Annotated in this window: 14 protein-coding genes and 2 pseudogenes; 2 read left to right on the forward strand and 14 right to left on the reverse strand. The window is 56.0% G+C overall.

The features are described from left to right. Positions 1–10: 10 nt before the first annotated feature. The 5 genes and pseudogenes from mrdB to WLO32_RS05940 all read right to left on the reverse strand — a co-directional run bounded on the left by mrdB (position 11) and on the right by WLO32_RS05940 (position 4,722). Positions 11–1,123: a peptidoglycan glycosyltransferase MrdB gene (gene mrdB / locus WLO32_RS05920; RefSeq protein ID WP_435947568.1), complete on the reverse strand. Its 1,113-nt coding sequence runs from the start codon at positions 1,121–1,123 to the stop codon at positions 11–13. A 2-nt stretch (positions 1,124–1,125) separates the two neighbouring features. After that, the gene (gene mrdA / locus WLO32_RS05925; protein ID WP_435947569.1) at positions 1,126–3,027 is read right to left on the reverse strand and encodes a peptidoglycan DD-transpeptidase MrdA; all 1,902 of its coding nucleotides are present in this window, start codon (positions 3,025–3,027) and stop codon (positions 1,126–1,128) included. A 29-nt stretch (positions 3,028–3,056) separates the two neighbouring features. Next, positions 3,057–3,527, reverse strand: coding sequence for a 23S rRNA (pseudouridine(1915)-N(3))-methyltransferase RlmH (gene rlmH / locus WLO32_RS05930; RefSeq protein ID WP_121267148.1), 471 nt, complete (start codon positions 3,525–3,527; stop codon positions 3,057–3,059). A gap of 3 nt (positions 3,528–3,530) precedes the next feature. Further along, a complete protein-coding gene (rsfS, locus tag WLO32_RS05935) occupies positions 3,531–3,848 on the reverse strand; it encodes a ribosome silencing factor (RefSeq protein ID WP_121267147.1) in 318 nt (105 codons plus the stop codon). 243 nt (positions 3,849–4,091) lie between these two features. Next, positions 4,092–4,722: pseudogene (locus tag WLO32_RS05940) on the reverse strand (adenosylcobalamin/alpha-ribazole phosphatase). 79 nt (positions 4,723–4,801) lie between these two features. Here WLO32_RS05940 and cobD point away from each other — a divergent pair. Then, a complete protein-coding gene (gene cobD, locus WLO32_RS05945; protein WP_435947570.1) occupies positions 4,802–5,896 on the forward strand; it encodes a threonine-phosphate decarboxylase CobD in 1,095 nt (364 codons plus the stop codon). Here cobD and nadD read toward each other — a convergent pair. The 4 genes from nadD to leuS are packed head-to-tail and all read right to left on the reverse strand — an operon-like array spanning position 5,868 to position 10,765. Beyond that, on the reverse strand, positions 5,868–6,527 hold the full coding sequence (nadD, locus tag WLO32_RS05950; RefSeq protein ID WP_435948255.1) for a nicotinate-nucleotide adenylyltransferase: 660 nt from the start codon (positions 6,525–6,527) through the stop codon (positions 5,868–5,870). The genes cobD and nadD overlap by 29 nt on opposite strands. Next, entirely contained in the window at positions 6,514–7,551 is a 1,038-nt protein-coding gene (gene holA / locus WLO32_RS05955; protein ID WP_435947571.1) for a DNA polymerase III subunit delta, read from the reverse strand. The genes nadD and holA overlap by 14 nt, the downstream gene beginning before the upstream one ends. After that, on the reverse strand, positions 7,548–8,168 hold the full coding sequence (lptE, locus tag WLO32_RS05960; RefSeq protein WP_435947572.1) for an LPS assembly lipoprotein LptE: 621 nt from the start codon (positions 8,166–8,168) through the stop codon (positions 7,548–7,550). Before lptE ends, holA begins: the two co-directional genes overlap by 4 nt. Positions 8,169–8,182: 14 nt before the next feature. After that, positions 8,183–10,765: a leucine--tRNA ligase gene (gene leuS / locus WLO32_RS05965; RefSeq protein WP_435947573.1), complete on the reverse strand. Its 2,583-nt coding sequence runs from the start codon at positions 10,763–10,765 to the stop codon at positions 8,183–8,185. Positions 10,766–11,020: 255 nt separating this feature from the next. On the opposite strand from leuS, the gene WLO32_RS05970 reads away from it, so the two are divergent. After that, positions 11,021–11,503 (forward strand): zinc ribbon-containing protein, encoded by a 483-nt coding sequence (locus tag WLO32_RS05970; RefSeq protein WP_435947574.1) that lies wholly within the window; start codon positions 11,021–11,023, stop codon positions 11,501–11,503. A gap of 35 nt (positions 11,504–11,538) precedes the next feature. Here the strand turns inward: WLO32_RS05970 and WLO32_RS05975 are convergent, their stop codons facing one another. The 5 genes and pseudogenes from WLO32_RS05975 to lnt all read right to left on the reverse strand — a co-directional run bounded on the left by WLO32_RS05975 (position 11,539) and on the right by lnt (position 16,849). After that, positions 11,539–12,264, reverse strand: a complete 726-nt coding sequence (locus tag WLO32_RS05975; protein WP_121267140.1) for an amino acid ABC transporter ATP-binding protein — start codon at positions 12,262–12,264, stop codon at positions 11,539–11,541. Beyond that, positions 12,261–12,938 carry a glutamate/aspartate ABC transporter permease GltK gene (gene gltK, locus WLO32_RS05980; RefSeq protein ID WP_435947575.1) on the reverse strand — a complete coding sequence of 226 codons (678 nt, stop codon included), beginning with the start codon at positions 12,936–12,938 and terminating at the stop codon, positions 12,261–12,263. The genes WLO32_RS05975 and gltK overlap by 4 nt, the downstream gene beginning before the upstream one ends. Then, positions 12,938–13,679 (reverse strand): annotated as a pseudogene (locus WLO32_RS05985) (amino acid ABC transporter permease). The gene gltK and the pseudogene WLO32_RS05985 overlap by 1 nt, the downstream one beginning before the upstream one ends. Positions 13,680–14,018: 339 nt before the next feature. Continuing rightward, positions 14,019–14,948 (reverse strand): amino acid ABC transporter substrate-binding protein, encoded by a 930-nt coding sequence (locus WLO32_RS05990; RefSeq protein ID WP_435947576.1) that lies wholly within the window; start codon positions 14,946–14,948, stop codon positions 14,019–14,021. Positions 14,949–15,307: 359 nt separating this feature from the next. Next, on the reverse strand, positions 15,308–16,849 hold the full coding sequence (gene lnt / locus WLO32_RS05995) for an apolipoprotein N-acyltransferase (RefSeq protein ID WP_435947577.1): 1,542 nt from the start codon (positions 16,847–16,849) through the stop codon (positions 15,308–15,310). Positions 16,850–16,852: the final 3 nt, after the last annotated feature.

Consider the following 16,852-nt stretch of genomic DNA (forward strand, 5'->3'; position numbering starts at 1 on the left):
GCGCACCTCGTTACACGCTTTTCGACAACATCTTCCTGTGGGTATGGATCGACATCACGATACCAAACCCGGCCATCAGCACTATCAGGGCCGAGCCCCCGTAACTCACTAGCGGCAGCGGCACGCCGACCACCGGTAAGATACCACTAACCATGCCAATATTAACAAACACATATACGAATAATATAAGCATAAACCCGCCCGCTATAACGCGGCCGAAGGTGGTTTGCGCCCGGGCGGCAATAATTAACCCGCGCATGATGAGCAGCAGGTACAAGGCCAGCAGCACCAGCACCCCCACGAGCCCCAGCTCTTCAGCGAGAACGGCGAAGATAAAGTCCGTATGGCGCTCGGGAAGAAACTCAAGCTGCGACTGCGTGCCGTGCAGCCAGCCCTTGCCACGCAGGCCGCCGGAGCCGATAGCGATCTTGGACTGAATAATATGATAGCCCGCCCCGAGCGGATCGGTTTCCGGATCGAGCAGCATCATCACGCGCGCACGCTGGTAGTCGTGCATCAGGAAGAACCACAGAATCGGGATAAAGGCCGCGATTAAAAGTACCGCTACGCCGATCAGGCGCCAGCTCATGCCCGAAAGGAACAGGACGAACAGGCCGGAGGCCGCAATCAGGATGGAGGTTCCAAGGTCAGGCTGGGCCGCGACCAGCAGCGTCGGCATAAAGATCAGAATCAGCGCGATACCGGTGTTTTTCAGCGTCGGCGGACAGACGTCGCGGTTAATAAAGCGCGCGACCATCAGCGGGACGGCGATTTTTGCGATCTCCGACGGCTGGAAGCGCACGATGCCCAGATCCAGCCAGCGCTGCGCGCCTTTAGAAATGGCGCCAAAGGCGTCAACCGCGACCAGCAGAATAATACAGAAGATATACAGGTAGGGCGCCCAGCCTTCATAAACACGAGGCGGGATCTGCGCCATGACAATCATCGCCATCAGCCCCATCAGGATCTGGCCGACTTTGCGCTCCATCATTCCGGTGTCCTGGCCGCTGGCGCTCCAGACGACCATTGCGCTAAAGACCAGCAGCGCAAGGATAGTGACCAGGAAAAGCGGGTCGATATGGATTTTATCCCAGATTGACTTTTTATTCGGATTATCAGTCATGGTTATTGATCCTCAGAGCCGGGAGCGGCTGGCGCCTCAGCCGGCAAATCCGTGTTGTTATCCCCTAACATCAGGTGGTCGAGGATTTGACGCATAATGGTGCCTACCGCCGGGCCGACGCCGCCGTTTTCCAGAATGATGGTGACGGCGTACTGCGGGCGATCGTACGGGGCGAAGGCGGTCATTAATTTATGATCGCGTAAGCGCTCGGCAATTTTATGCGCGTTATAGGTTTCGTTGGCCTTCAGGCCGAACACCTGCGCGGTACCGGATTTTGCGGCGGCTTTATAAGGGGCATTGGCGAAATATTTGTGCGCCGTACCGTTCGGCCGGTTGGCTACGCCGTACATGCCGTCTTTGGCTATTTCCCAGAATCCGGAATGGATGTCGCCGACGGGCGGCTGCACCGGCTGCGTCCACGGCACCTGTTTGCCGTTTTCAACGGTGCTCATCAACAGGTGAGGAACGCGTACGATGCCATCGTTAATCAGGATCATCATCGCCTTGCTCATCTGAATCGGCGTGGCCGTCCAGTAACCCTGGCCGATGCCGACCGGAATGGTGTCGCCCTGATACCACGGCTTCTTAAAGCGCTTTTGCTTCCACTCGCGCGTAGGCATATTGCCCGCGCGTTCTTCAGAAAGGTCGATGCCGGTAAAGTGCCCGTAGCCAAACTTGCTCATCCACTCGCCGATGCGGTCGATGCCCATATCGTAGGCAACCTGATAGAAGAAGGTATCCGCTGACTCTTCAAGAGATTTGGTGACGTTCAGGCGGCCATGGCCCCATTTTTTCCAGTCGCGGTAGCGTTTCTCCGAACCCGGAAGCTGCCACCATCCCGGGTCAAACAGCGAGGTATTGCGGTTGATCACGCCTGCGCTCAGGGCCGACACGGCCATGTACGGTTTAACCGTCGACGCCGGCGGATAAACGCCCTGGGTCGCACGGTTGATTAACGGCGTGTTCGGATCGTTAAGCAGCCCGGAATAGTCTTTTGTCGAGATGCCGTCGACAAACAGGTTCGGGTTATAGCTCGGCATAGAAACCAGCGCCATAATGCCGCCGGTGCGCGGGTCCGTTACCACCACGGCCGCACGGCTGCCCGCAAGCAAGGTTTCAATATAATTCTGTAGCTTCAGGTCGATGGTCAGGTAGATATCGTGTCCGGCCTGGGGCGGCACCTCTTTAAGCTGACGGATAACGCGGCCGCGGTTGTTGACCTCAACCTCTTCATAGCCGGTCTGGCCGTGCAGCACCTCTTCGTAATAGCGCTCGATGCCCAGCTTGCCGATGTCGTGGGTGGCGGCGTAGTTGGCAAGCTTGCCCTCTTTATCCAGGCGCTCGACGTCTTTATCGTTAATCTTTGATACGTAGCCGATAACGTGGGTCAGCGCTGAGCCATAAGGATAGAAGCGGCGTTTATAGCCCTTTACCTCAACGCCCGGGAAGCGGTACTGGTTCACGGCGAAGCGGGCGACCTGCACTTCGGTCAGGTTCGTTTTTACCGGAATGGAGGTGAAGCGGTGCGAACGGGCGCGCTCTTTCTTGAAGTTGGCGATGTCGTCGTCGGTAAGATCGACGACCGACCGCAGCGCTTCAAGCGTAGCCTGCACGTCATCCACCTTCTCGGGCATCATTTCTACCTGGTAGATGGTGCGGTTCAGCGCAAGCGGCGTGCCGTTGCGGTCATAAATAATGCCGCGGCTTGGCGGAATCGGCACCAGCTTGATGCGGTTTTCGTTCGAGCGGGTCTGGTAGTCGGTAAAACGGACAATTTGCAGATTATAAAGGTTGGCAACAAGCACGCCAGACAGCAGCAAAATACCAATAAAAGCGACCAGCGCCCGGCGCACAAAGAGCGCAGACTCAGCCGAATAGTCGCGAAAAGAGTTCTGTAATTTCATCCGTAGGTTTGTTTTACCAGGCTCGATGTTTACTCACGGTGATAGGGATGATTGGTCGTTATGCTCCACGCGCGGTACAGGCTTTCCGCCACCAGAACCCGCACCAGCGGATGGGGCAGGGTCAGCGTGGAAAGCGACCAGCTCTGTTCCGCGGCGGCCTTACAGGCCGGAGCAAGCCCTTCCGGGCCGCCAATCAACAAGCTGACATCACGACCGTCCTGCTTCCAGCGCTCAAGCTGGGTGGCAAGATGCGGGGTATCCCACGGCTGGCCGGGGATATCCAGCGTGACGATGCGGTTGCCTTTGCCGGCTGCCGCCAACATCATTTCGCCCTCTTTATCGAGGATACGCTTGATATCGGCGTTTTTGCTGCGTTTTCCTGCCGGGATCTCCACGAGTTCAAACGGCATGTCTTTGGGAAAACGGCGCAGGTACTCGGTAAATCCGGTTTGTACCCAGTCAGGCATTTTGGTTCCGACCGCCACCAGTTGCAGCTTCACTCATTAACTCCAGAGTTTTTCCAGTTCGTACAGCTGACGGCTTTCTTCCTGCATAACGTGGACGATAACTTCGCCCAGATCGACCACTATCCAGTCGGTTGCGTTGATGCCTTTCACGCCCAGCGCGTCCAGCCCTTCTTTGCGCACGGACTCAACGACGTGTTCGGCGATAGACATAACGTGGCGATTGGATGTGCCGGTGCAGATAACCATGCAGTCGGTGATGCTTGATTTGCCCTGCACATCGATAGCGATGATGTCCTGGCCTTTGAGGTCGTCGATTTTATCGACGATGAAATCCTGGAGTGCTTTACCCTGCAAGTGTTCCCCCTGGGAGAATAAAAGTGTGCGATGTGACCCGTATCAAAAGCCATTATACCTGATAGCTGGCTAAGCTTTCTGGAAATTGGCGGCGAGGCGCTCAAAGTGGGCTATCATCCCACCGGACGGCCTGGTTTGCATCGCCATTTTTGTAAAACTCTTTCCGAAAAGTCATGCTTACGGGCAGGAAATTATGGCAGCGGAGCATAACAGCCTGAGGTGCGGTGTCAATGGCTGGCAACGTTAACGCTCCGGGGGTTTTGACAGCGCCTGGCATTCTGCGCGGCTATTGAGGGTTTTCAGGGTGACGAAGCCGTCGCGGATCTCTACCTCGCTCCATGTTCCTTGTTCGATAACGAAGTGCCACAGGGAGGCGGGCGGCATATTTAGCAGGGTGGCCCAGCAGCAGGCTCAGCACGCCCTGATGGCTGACAAGCAGAATATTGCCGCCGTTATGCTGCAGCGCTTTTAGGGCGTCGCTAAAGTCGTTAACCCTTTGGGCGAAGCGCTGAAAGCCCTCGCCGTTGTTTGGAATGACATTTTGCCAGTCGCTGCACCAGGCCGCGTAGTTTTCCGCGTCTTCACGCTGCAGATCGCGATGATGACGCATTTCCCAGTCGCCAAAATTCATCTCGTTCAGGCGCGGCTCGCTAATCACAGCCAGATCGCGGCGCTGCAGGATTAGCCTTGCCGTATGCCGGGCGCGGCCCAGTTCGCTACAGAACACCTTATCAAAAGGGACGCCCTGCAGCATTTGCCCAACGGCCAGCGCCTGGCTTATCCCCAGCTCCGTCAGTTCCGTCTCCGAAATGCCGCTGTACAGGCCCTCAAGGTTCGCCCTGGTTTGCCCGTGACGCACTAACCATATTCTCATCTCTTCCCCACGCGTTGGCTGGCAGCGTAACGAGTGTATCATTGCGCCTTTACGGACTTTCAATATTTGGGACGGGCGTATGGCATTTATTAGCGAGCACGGTGGAAATACTCTGGAGGCCGCGCAGGCGCTGGGCGTGGATCCCGCTTTGTTGACCGATTTCAGCGCTAATATCAATCCGCTGGGCATGCCTGCTTCCCTGAGGCGCGCTATCGTCGAGCAGCTTACGCTTGCGGAGCGCTATCCCGACGTTGAGTACCGGGCGCTGCATGCGGCGTTAGCAAAGCACCACAACGTCCCGCCGGAATGGGTGCTTGCCGGCAATGGCGAAACCGAGCTTATCTTTAACCTCGTCCAGTTTCTCGCCCCGGCAAAAGCGCTGCTGTTAACGCCGGGCTTTGCCGAATATCGGCGGGCGCTGACGCGGGCGGGCTGCGAGATAATCGATTTTCCTTTGCGGGAGTCAGAAGGCTGGCAGCCGGATGAGAAGCTTCTATCTGCGTTGACGCCGCAGATGGATTGCCTGTTCCTGTGCACGCCAAATAATCCAACCGGCCTGCTGCCCGAAAAAAAGCTGCTGATAAAAGTGGCAAAACGCTGCCGCGAGCAAAACATCGCGCTCGTGGTGGATGAAGCCTTTCTGGATTTTATGTCCGACGAGCCGGGTTTTATCCCGCAGCTCAGCCATTACCCGCAGCTTTATGTGCTGAGATCGCTGACCAAGTTTTTCGCCATTCCTGGCCTACGCCTGGGTTATCTGGTGAGCGCAGACACGGCGATGGTTAAGAAGATTCGCCAGGCTCGCGAGCCCTGGACGATAAATGCTTTTGCCGCGCTGGCCGGGGAAATCATTCTTGAGGATCGGGCTTATATAAAAGCCACCCGCGAGTGGCTAAGCCGTGAGCAGCCGCGGCTGTTTAGCCTGCTGGCTTCTTTACCGGGCCTGACCGCCTGGCGGCCGGGCGCTAATTATATATTTATACGCTGCGATATTGAGGGCCTGGATCTGCAGCAGGCGCTGCTTGGCCAATTCATTCTGATCCGCCATTGCAAAAACTACCCCGGGCTGGATGAACGCTACTACCGTGTGGCCGTTAAAAGCGCGGCTGATAATGACAGGCTGGTCGCTGCGCTGCGCAAGGTGCTTAACGATAGAGGCCGTGCTGGCGAATAAACTGCAGAACGGGAGCAGGAACAAGCTCGTCGCAAGGCAGGTTTTGCTCCAGCCGCCGGCGAATGGCGGTGGCGGAAATGTCGTACATCGGCGTTTGCGCCAGGTAAATCTTGCCGGCAGGCGCGGCGTGTAATTCGTCAACTGAAGCTGTTGTTCGGCTGTCAAGCCAGCGCTGTTGTTCGGCCGTGTCCATTGAAACCGGGTAGCCGGGGCGCTGGCAGACCAGCAGATGACACAGATCAAGCAGGCTTTGCCAACGATGCCAGCGCTGCAGGCTGAGCAGCGAATCCTGGCCAATAATAAAGGCCAGCGGCTGCTGCATGCCCCGTTCGCCGCGTACTTGTTCGAGCGTTTCGACGGTATATGAAGGGGTGGATCTTTCCAGCTCGCGCGCATCCAGCCTGAAAAGGGGATGGCCGGCAATCGCGAGTTCCACCATCGCCTTACGCTGATGGCTGTCAGCCTCCGGCTGCGGGCGATGCGGCGGAACGTTATTGGGCATGATGGTAACCTGATAAAGCGCCACCTGTTTGGCCAGCGCCTCAACGGACTTCAGATGCCCGTAATGAATAGGGTCGAAGGTTCCGCCATAAATTGCGCAGAGCGGAAGGGGGAAGCTAGCTGCGGGCATCAATAAAAATTTCCGGCAGGGTTTTATGGCAGAGCAGTAAAGAAAGACCTTCCAGCTCCGCCCATACTGACTGCCCGTAATCCTGCTTAAGCGTCAGTTCAATCTGGCTTAGCAGGCGCACCGCCTGGTAGAGCTGCTCGGGGGAGAGGCGGTTAAGGGCTTCGGTCATCAGCGCCCGACGGTTTTGCCAGACGCGCTGCTGGTCAAACAGCGTGCGTAAAGGCGTATGCGCGGACTGGCGTTTAAGGTTCACCAGCTGCATCAGCTCTCGCTGAAGGGTGCGCAGCAGGATAACCGGCTCGCTTGCTTCAAGCCTTAGCTGCTGCAAAATGTGCAGGGCACGCTTATTTTTTCCGCCAAGAATGGCATCCACCCAGTGAAAAGGCGTGAAATGCGCCGCATCGCTTACCGCCTGCTCGACGCGCGGCAGCGTTAATTTGCCATCCGGCCAGATAAGCGAAAGCCGTTCCAGCGCCTGGGAGAGCGCCAGCAGATTGCCTTCATAGCAGTAGCAAAGAAGCTGGTTTGCCGCATCGTCCAGCAGCAGGTTCATCTGTTTCGCACGCTGGGCGACCCAGCGCGGAAGCTGCGCCTGTTCCGGCGTCTGGCAGGTTACCACGACGCTACGATCGGCAAGCTGGCTATACCAGGCGGCGTTCTCCTGGGCTTTGGTAAGCTTATTGCCGCGCACCAGCAGCAGAATATCGTCGTGCAGCAGGCCGATAAGCGTTTCCAGCTGGCTGTTGATAGCCGCGTTCGGACCGTTATCGGGAAGCTGAAGAAGAAGGGTCTGACGGCTGGCGAAAAGGCTCAGCGCCTGACAAATTGCGAACAGGGCCTGCCAGTCCGTGGCGGCATCGATTTGTACCCGGTGGTGCTCTTCAAAGCCGTGAGCGACGGTCGCCTGGCGTACCGCGTCCTGGCTTTCCTGCAGCAATAAAGGATCGTTGCCCAGCAGCAAATACGCCGCGCGCAGCCCTTCATCAAGCTGCGCGCGGAGTTGTTCAGGGTACAACCGAATCATTGGCTACCGGAGGCGGCCGGAAGCGTAGTGGATACGCGACCGGAGGTCGTGTCGGTATTTGCCGAAGCGCCGTCGGCCACGTTATCCTGGGCGTCTTTTGTTTCCGCAACGTCTGCTGCGTGAACGGAAAGAAGCTTACGGATCAGCTGCTGCGCCGCGGTGGTGTACATCTCTTTGATGATCAGATCCTGCTCGGCATCTTTCGCCAGCGCGGTCAGCGGGTTATCAAAGAACGACTTATACACTTTTGTACTGATCGGATAGATGTCATGGCCTGGAATTAAGACCTGAGCATTTACCGTCATCACCATTTGATATTCGGCGGTACGGCCATTCTGGAAGATGGACGCCGTATCTTTGCCCAACGTACTTCCCAGCACGCGCAGCGAAGGAATATCTTTGCGAACGCCGGTTTTCGTATCCTCAACGATAGTCACGCCGTTTAGCCGCAGCTGCGAGCGAATTTCACGCGTTAACGGCCCGTTAGGATCGCCGGAGTTAAGGATCAGGGTTTTTAGCTGATCGGGTACCTGCGTGTTGCCACGCAGGTGAAAACCACATCCGGCGGTGACCAGCACCGCCAAAGAGACTAACAGGGTGATAAAGGGATGTCGCACGGTTCCTCCTGCGCTTAGCCCACAACCAGGTTCAGCAGTTTACCCGGTACGTAAATCACTTTACGCACGGTTACGCCTTCGAGATATTTCGCCACCAGGTGCTCCTGGCCCGCACGTTCACGGACCTGCTCCTGTGTGGCATCAGCCGGAACGGTGATTTTGCCGCGCACTTTGCCGTTAACCTGTACGACCACCAGCAAAGAGTCTTCCACCATCGCTTTTTCGTCAGCCTGCGGCCACGGCGCGTTATCGATATCGCCTTCGCCGCCCAGCGACTGCCACATGTCGAAGCAGACGTGCGGCGTGAACGGATAAAGCATGCGCACAACGGCCAGCAGCGCTTCATTCATTAACGCACGATCCTGAGCTTCATCCTGCGGGGCCTTCGCCAGCTTGTTCATCAGCTCCATAATCGCGGCAATCGCGGTATTGAAGGTCTGACGACGACCAATATCATCGGTCACTTTCGCGATAGTTTTGTGAACATCGCGACGCAGGGCTTTTTGATCTTCGCTCAGAGCGGCAACGTCCAGCTCCGGCGCCGCGCCGCGGCTGGTATGCTCATACGCCAGTCTCCAGACGCGTTTCAGGAAGCGGTTGGCCCCTTCGACGCCGGATTCCTGCCACTCAAGCGTCATATCCGCCGGTGAGGCAAACATCATAAACAGGCGAACGGTGTCCGCGCCGTAGCGCTCAACCATAACCTGCGGATCGATGCCGTTGTTTTTCGACTTCGACATTTTGCTCATGCCAGCATAGACCAGTTCGTGGCCCTGCGCGTCAGAGGCTTTGACAATGCGGCCCTTCTCATCACGCTCAACGATAGCGTCTACCGGGGAAACCCAGTTACGCTCGCCGTTTACGCCGGTGTAATAGAAGGCATCCGCCAGCACCATACCCTGGCACAGCAGCTGTTTAGCCGGCTCGCTTGAGGTCACCATGCCCGCGTCGCGCATCAGCTTGTGGAAGAAGCGGAAATAGAGCAGGTGCATGATGGCGTGTTCGATGCCGCCAATATAGATATCTACCGGCAGCCAGTAGTTAGCCGCTTTAGAATCGAGCATGCCTTTGTCGTACTGCGGGCAGGTGTAGCGCGCGTAGTACCAGGAGGATTCCATAAAGGTGTCGAAGGTATCGGTTTCCCGTAGCGCAGGCTTGCCGTCAACGGTGGTTTTCGCCCACTCAGGATCGGCCTTGATTGGGCTGGTAATGCCGTCCATCACGACGTCTTCGGGCAGGATAACCGGCAGCTGATCTTCAGGCGTCGGCATAACGGTGCCGTCTTCCAGGGTGACCATGGGGATCGGCGCGCCCCAGTAACGCTGACGTGAAACACCCCAGTCGCGCAGGCGGTAGTTGACTTTACGCTCGCCGATGCCTTTGGCGGCCAGCTTATCGGCAATGGCGTTGAAGCCGGCCTGGAAGTCCAGCCCGTCGAACTCGCCGGAATTGAACAGCGTGCCTTTCTCCGTCATCGCGCTGGCGGACAGATCCGGCTCGCTGCCGTCTGCATTCAGGATAACCGGTTTGATCTGCAGCTTGTATTTGGTGGCGAATTCCCAGTCGCGCTGATCGTGCCCCGGAACGGCCATGACCGCGCCGGTGCCGTACTCCATCAGAACGAAGTTAGCTACCCAGACAGGAATGCTTTCGCCGGTCAGCGGATGGACGGCGTTAAAACCGGTGGCGACGCCTTTTTTCTCCATGGTTGCCATTTCTGCTTCAGCAACCTTGGTGTTACGGCACTCTTCGATAAATTCAGCCAGCGCCGGATTGTTCGCGGCGGCCTGCTGGGCCAGCGGGTGGCCGGCGGCTACCGCCAGATAGGTCGCACCCATAAAGGTGTCCGGACGGGTGGTGTAAACGGTCAGCTTCTCCGCGCTGTTTTGCACGTCGAAAGTGATTTCCACGCCTTCAGAGCGGCCAATCCAGTTGCGCTGCATGGTTTTAACCTGATCCGGCCAATGGTCCAGGGTATCCAGGTCGTTAAGCAGCTCGTCGGCGTAGGCGGTGATTTTAATAAACCACTGCGGGATTTCTTTACGCTCGACTTTGGTATCGCAGCGCCAGCAGCAGCCGTCGATAACCTGTTCGTTCGCCAGAACGGTCTGATCGTTCGGGCACCAGTTAACGGCGGAGGTTTTCTTATAGACCAGGCCCTTGTTATAGAGCTGGGTGAAGAACTGCTGTTCCCAACGGTAATATTCCGGGGTGCAGGTCGCAAGCTCGCGGCTCCAGTCGTAGCCGAAGCCCAGCGTTTTAAGCTGGTTCTTCATGTAATTGATGTTGTCGTAGGTCCACGGCGCAGGCGCGGTATGGTTTTTTACCGCGGCACCTTCTGCAGGCAGACCGAACGCATCCCAGCCGATGGGCTGCAGGACGTTTTTACCCAGCATGCGCTGGTAGCGTGCGATAACGTCGCCGATGGTGTAGTTGCGGACGTGGCCCATATGTAGTCGGCCAGAAGGATAGGGGAGCATTGACAGGCAGTAATACTTCTCTTTGCCTTCATCTTCAGTAACTTCAAAAGTACGCTTCTCTTGCCAGTGAAGCTGTACGTTGGATTCTATCTCTTCCGGGCGGTATTGCTCTTGCATGGTAGCCAGTGGTCCTGTAATGAAAGACAGCTACAAGTCGTAGCCTGTAACGTATTAGGTTTCAGATCCGCATAGCATAGCTGATAAGACAGCGGCAAAACAGCCTTTCGACGCCCCACCTGCCCATTTCTCGTTTGCAGTTTTTTACCCGGCCCTGCGGGCTATCTGACAAAGCGATGCCCGATTAAGGTCTACTATTAGAGCAGGTTACATGACCATGAATGCTGGAATTCTCTTCAAGGAGGCAGACAGACGATGAACAAGGTTGCTCAATTTTACCGTGAACTGGTGGCCTCGCTCACCGAGCGGCTACGCAACGGTGAGCGCGATATTGATGAACTGGTCGCCAGCGCGCGCAAACGCATGAACGATACCGGCGAGCTGACCCGTACGGAAGTTGACGAAGTCACGCGCGCGGTTCGCCGCGACCTGGAAGAGTTTGCCCGCAGCTACAATGAAAGCCAGGATGAATTCACCGACAGCGTCTTTATGCGCGTGATTAAAGAGAGCCTCTGGCAGGAGCTGGCGGACATTACCGATAAAACGCAGCTGGAGTGGCGGGAGGTTTTCCAGGATCTTAACCATCACGGCGTTTATCACAGCGGTGAAGTCGTAGGCTTAGGCAATCTGGTCTGTGAAAACTGTCATTTCCACCTGGCTGTTTATACGCCGGACGTTCTGCCCGTTTGCCCTAAATGCGGGCACAATCAGTTCCATCGCCGGCCGTTTGAGCCTTAAGAGAAAGAGCCTTCTTTGCAGAAGGCTCTTTTGTTTTAGTGCAGGATTTTCGCGAGGAAATCTTTGGCGCGCTCGGACTGCGGATTGTTAAAGAAGTCCTCTTTATTGGAATCTTCCACAATCTTTCCTTCATCCATAAAGATCACGCGGTTTGCCACCTTGCGGGCAAAGCCCATTTCGTGGGTCACCACCATCATCGTCATGCCCTCCTGCGCCAGCTCGACCATCACGTCCAGCACTTCGTTGATCATTTCTGGATCGAGCGCCGAGGTCGGTTCGTCGAACAGCATGGCGACGGGATCCATGCACAGCGCGCGCGCGATAGCCACACGCTGCTGCTGGCCGCCCGAGAGCTGAGCCGGATATTTATCCGCATGCGCCGTCAGGCCGACGCGCTCAAGCAGCTTAAGGCCTTTTTTACGCGACTCTTCTTTGTTGCGCTTAAGGACTTTGACCTGCGCGAGCGTCAGGTTTTCAATGATCGACAGGTGCGGAAACAGCTCGAAGTGCTGAAACACCATGCCGACGTGCGAGCGCAGCTCCGCGAGGTTGGTTTTCTTGTCGTTTACCCGGATGCCGTTAACCTCAATCTCGCCTTTTTGCACCGGCTCCAGGCCATTAACGGTTTTAATCAGCGTGGATTTACCCGAACCGGAAGGCCCGCACACCACCACCACTTCGCCTTTTTTAACCATCGTTGAGCAGTCGGTTAGCACCTGAAAGTGGCCATACCATTTAGAAACGTTTTTCAGGGAAATCATGACACTGTCCTTTTCTTCAAGTAGCTGACCAACAGCGAAGCGCTAAGGCTGATAACAAAATAGACCAGGCCGGCAAAGAGGATCATTTCCACCTGGGTTCCGTCGCGCTCACCAATAGTGGAGGCGGTGCGGAAGAAGTCGGCAAGGCTTAAGACATACACCAGCGAGGTATCCTGGAACAGCACTATGCCCTGGGTTAACAGCAGCGGCACCATGGCGCGGAACGCCTGCGGCAGGATGATTAATTTCATCGACTGCCAGTGCGTCATGCCCAGCGCCAGCGCGGCGTTGGACTGGCCGCGGGACACGCTCTGGATACCGGCGCGGATAATTTCTGAGTAGTAAGCCGCTTCAAACATGGAGAAGGCGACCATCGCCGAGATCAGACGAATATCGGTCTGGGGAGAAAGCCCCAGAACCTTTTGCAGGAAGCCGGGCACTACCAGATAAAACCACAGCAGCACCATAACCAGCGGCACGGAGCGGAAAACGTTAACGTAGGCGCTGGCAAACCAGGATACGGGTTTAATCGGCGACAGGCGCATGACGGCAAGCAGCGTGCCCCACACGATGCCAAAGATCACCGCGGTTACGGTGATTTTCAGGGTGATAATCAGTCCCTGCATCAGGTAAGGCATGGCCGGAAGGATTGAAGTCCAGTCAAAATCGTACATTATTTGCCTCCCATATTGCCTGGCAGGCGTACTTTACGTTCTACCACGTGCATCACCAGCATAATCACGGCGTTAATCAGCACGTAGGCCAGCGTAATTGCCGTAAATGATTCATAAGCGTGCGCCGAGTAGTCCAGCAATTTTCCCGCCTGGGCCGCCATATCCACCAGGCCGATGGTGGACGCGATGGCCGAGTTTTTCACCAGGTTCATCATTTCAGAGGTCATCGGCGGCACAATCACGCGGTACGCGTTCGGTAACAGAACGTAGCGATACGCCTGGGGCAGCGTCAGGCCCCATCGCCAGCGCGGCGTTTTTCTGCCCGCGAGGCAGCGACTGAATGGCGGCGCGGACCTGCTCACAAACGCGCGCGGCGGTGAACAGGCCGAGACAAATCATCGACGAGAGGAAGAACTGTACGTTCGGATCCAGCTCTGATTTAAACCACATGCCGAGATTTTCCGGCAGCAGCTCCGGCACCACTAAATACCAGGTAAAAAACTGCACGATAAGCGGCACGTTACGGAACAGTTCAACATAGAGCGTGCCGATACCTGAAAGCCAGCGGTTAGGAACGGTACGCAGAATGCCAAAAAGAGAACCCACGAGAAATGCAATGATCCACGCGGCGATTGAAAGGGCGACGGTGACCTGGAAGCCATTCCAGATCCAGCCCAGATAGGTGGTGTTGCCGAACGGGGCGGGCTGTAGAAAGATTCCCCAGTTCCAGTCTATAGACATAACGTACTCCGAGAAAAAATGAGGGTAGCAACGCTACCCTAAGACCATTGACAAAGATCTTCTTTTTAAAGGCTCCGCTATCAGAACGATTAAAGTAAAGAATGCTGTCATCTGGTTTACCCCAGCCGCCTGAAAACGACTTTTTCAGGCGGCTGTCAGTAAGTTGAGGGCGGCAGCGCTACCCTCGAAGATTGATGCGAAGCCTGTACCTTGTTCAGGTCTTTGCCTGGGTTTATCAGGTACATTCACGCCGGATGGGGAACGACCATCCCACGCATAGTCTGTCCTGGCTTCGGTTGTCAATCGGCAGGGCGGGTCACCCCGGCCCCTTAGTTCTAATTAGTTTAATGCTTTATCGTTAGGCTCTTTGAACAGCGTCTTCATGTCGTCAGACAGCGCGAAATTCATATTGATATTTTTTGGCGGGATAGGGTTCATAAACCATTTATCAAACCATTTGGCCGCTTCGCCGGAGGTTTGTACCTTCGCAATGGTGTCATCCATCAGCTTTTTGAATGCCGGGTCGTCTTTGCGCAGCATGCAGCCGTAGGCCTCGCGGGATTGCGGGGTGCCGACGATATCCCAGTTATCCTGTTTTTTCGCTTTAGCGCGTTCGCCAGCAAGCAGGGCGTCATCCATCATAAAAGCAACCGCGCGGCCGCTTTCCAGCGTACGGAAGGAGTCTCCGTGATCTTTCGCGCTGATGATGCGCATATCCATTTTCTTCTCTTCATTGAGCTTGTTGAGCAGAACTTCGGAAGTGGTCCCGGAAGTGACGACCACCGCTTTGCCTTTCAGATCCGGGAAGTCCTTAATCGGACCGCCTTTTTTCACCAGCAGGCGGGTGCCCACCACGAAGATGGTATCGGAGAAGGCGGCCTGTTTCTGACGTTCCAGGTTGTTGGTGGTGGAGCCGCATTCAAAATCGAAGGTGCCGTTTTGTAGCAGCGGAATACGGTTTTGCGAGGTGATTGGGATCAGCTTGACCTGCAGATCCGGCTTGTTGAGCTGTTTTTTCACCGCTTCAACGATCGCATTGGAGTAATCCTGGGAATAACCGACGACTTTTTGCTGATTATCGTAGTAGGAGAACGGGACGGAAGATTCACGGTGGCCGACAACAATTACGCCGTTAGCTTTAATTTTATCCAGCGTGCTTTGTTGCGCGCCGGCCGCCGGCGCTGCGGCAGGTTTAGCGTCTTCCGCATGCGCGATGCCGGCGCTCATTCCCATAATCAACATTGCTGCGGCAAGTTTTCTCAATTGCATTTCCAACTCCTTAATCATCGTGCCACTGGCGGCACTGATACCCGATGTGAGCGTTGTGTTTGTTGTTGTGTGGTGATAAAAACGGGCGAATCTTCGCCTTTTGTTAACATTTAACCTAGCTGAATGTAAAGATATTGCTATGCAGATGTTTATTTTTGCGAAGTGCACCGCACCGTTTAAAGGCAATAATCTGCCATTGCACCCTAATGGTGCTTAAGTTGTCATAGTTTGGTGCAGAGCTGCTGGATACGTTGTTATCACTTCGCCGTTTTGCGTTTTTTTCAGTAATAACAAAGCAATTGGTGTGCCAGAAATGAAAAAGCCGGCGCGCTTGCCGGCTTTTAAAGGAAAAGAAGAGGCTATGACTTGTTGCGGTTGCGCAGGCTCATCAGCACGGCGCTGAAGCCGCAGATCAGGGTGATTACCCACAGCGGCCAGTTTCCAAAGCGGGCGTAAGGCGTAAGGCCCGTGGTGGGAATAACTTTAGCTTCAAGCACTTCTCGCGTGAACTGGGGAATCATGGCTTCTACGTCGCCGCTGGCGTTAATCACGGCGGTTACGCCGTTATTGGTGCTGCGCAGCAGCGGGCGGCCCAGCTCCAGCGAGCGCATACGCGCCATCTGGAAGTGCTGCCATGGGCCGATTGATTTACCAAACCACGCATCGTTGGAGATGGTCAGCAGGAAGTCCGTATCCGGGCGGAAATTATCCCGCACCTGTTCGCCGAGAATGATTTCATAGCAGATGGCGGGCGTCAGCCTGATGCCGTTAGCCTGCAGCTGCGGCTGTAGATAGGGCCCGCGGCTGAAGGAAGACATCGGCAAATCAAAGAACGGCGCCAGCGGACGTAAAATGGACTCCAGCGGAACAAACTCGCCAAACGGCACCAGATGGTTCTTGTTGTAGCGATCCGCGCCGTTGTACTGGTAAGGATTACCTTCACCAAGGGTGATAATGGTGTTGTAGGTGTCGTAACGGTTTTGCTCATTAAGCCGGGCGTCCACGATGCCGGTGATCATCGCGCTGTGTTTCGAGCGCAGCAGATCGTCCATCATGGTCAGGAACGACTGCTGGTTGATCTCAAGGTCGGGGATCGCTGATTCAGGCCAGATAATCAGCTGCGCCTTGCCCATCTGCGGCTGGGTTTTATCCAGGTAGATTTTCAGCGTGTTAACGAGCTGGTCCTGATCCCATTTCAGGGACTGAGGAATATCTCCCTGCACCATGGCAACGCTAACGGCGCGTGCTTTCTGCGGCTGAAACCACTGCACGGAGCGCAGCGGCCATGACAGCAAGAGCAAGGCTGCGGCAATAACGGCAGGGCGCAGGCGGCGTTCATGCAGCGCGAAGGCAAGCAGGCCGCTGACGATCATCAGCAGGAAGGTGACGGCTTCGACGCCGAGAACCGGCGCTATGCCCTTGAGCGGACCGTCAATCTGGCTGTAGCCGAACTGCAGCCAGGGAAAGCCCGTCAGCACCCAGCCGCGCAGGAATTCAGTGACCTGCCACAGCATCGGGGCGGCAATCGCCACGCGCCACCAGGTTGTTTTCGGCCACAGCCTGCTTAGCAACCCCGCGAACAGGCCGGTATAAAGCGACAGGTAAGCGGCGAGCAGCACCACAAGGAAGATATTAACCGGCCCCGGCATGCCGCCAAACTGCGCGATGCTGACATAGACCCAGTTAACGCCGCTGCCAAACAGGCCCAGCCCCCAGAAAAAGCCGATCCAGGCGCTTTGAATCGCGCGCCGGTTGAGCGTCAGCCCCTGCAGGCCCGCCAGAGAAACAATGGCGGCAGGCCAGAAATCATAGGGAGAAAAGGCCAGCGTCCCGCAGGCGCCAAAAAGCAGCGCCAGCAGCAGACGCACGCGCTGGCGTTGTAATAATAAGGCAATAGCCATTTT

The sequence above is a fragment of the Dryocola mayonis genome (genome assembly GCF_051307045.1).
Taxonomy (GTDB): Bacteria; Pseudomonadota; Gammaproteobacteria; order Enterobacterales; family Enterobacteriaceae; genus Dryocola.

Bases quoted from the DNA above. Each gene is read 5' to 3' on its own strand.
- lnt (WP_435947577.1), bottom strand. From the start codon at position 16,849: ATGGCTATTGCCTTATTATTACAACGCCAGCGCGTGCGTCTGCTGCTG.
- mrdA (WP_435947569.1), bottom strand. From the start codon at position 3,027: ATGAAATTACAGAACTCTTTTCGCGACTATTCGGCTGAGTCTGCGCTC.
- WLO32_RS05970 (WP_435947574.1), top strand. From the start codon at position 11,021: ATGAACAAGGTTGCTCAATTTTACCGTGAACTGGTGGCCTCGCTCACC.
- holA (WP_435947571.1), bottom strand. From the start codon at position 7,551: ATGATTCGGTTGTACCCTGAACAACTCCGCGCGCAGCTTGATGAAGGG.
- gltK (WP_435947575.1), bottom strand. From the start codon at position 12,938: ATGTACGATTTTGACTGGACTTCAATCCTTCCGGCCATGCCTTACCTG.
- cobD (WP_435947570.1), top strand. From the start codon at position 4,802: ATGGCATTTATTAGCGAGCACGGTGGAAATACTCTGGAGGCCGCGCAG.
- leuS (WP_435947573.1), bottom strand. From the start codon at position 10,765: ATGCAAGAGCAATACCGCCCGGAAGAGATAGAATCCAACGTACAGCTT.
- mrdB (WP_435947568.1), bottom strand. From the start codon at position 1,123: ATGACTGATAATCCGAATAAAAAGTCAATCTGGGATAAAATCCATATC.
- WLO32_RS05975 (WP_121267140.1), bottom strand. From the start codon at position 12,264: ATGATTTCCCTGAAAAACGTTTCTAAATGGTATGGCCACTTTCAGGTG.
- nadD (WP_435948255.1), bottom strand. From the start codon at position 6,527: ATGCCCGCAGCTAGCTTCCCCCTTCCGCTCTGCGCAATTTATGGCGGA.
- WLO32_RS05990 (WP_435947576.1), bottom strand. From the start codon at position 14,948: ATGCAATTGAGAAAACTTGCCGCAGCAATGTTGATTATGGGAATGAGC.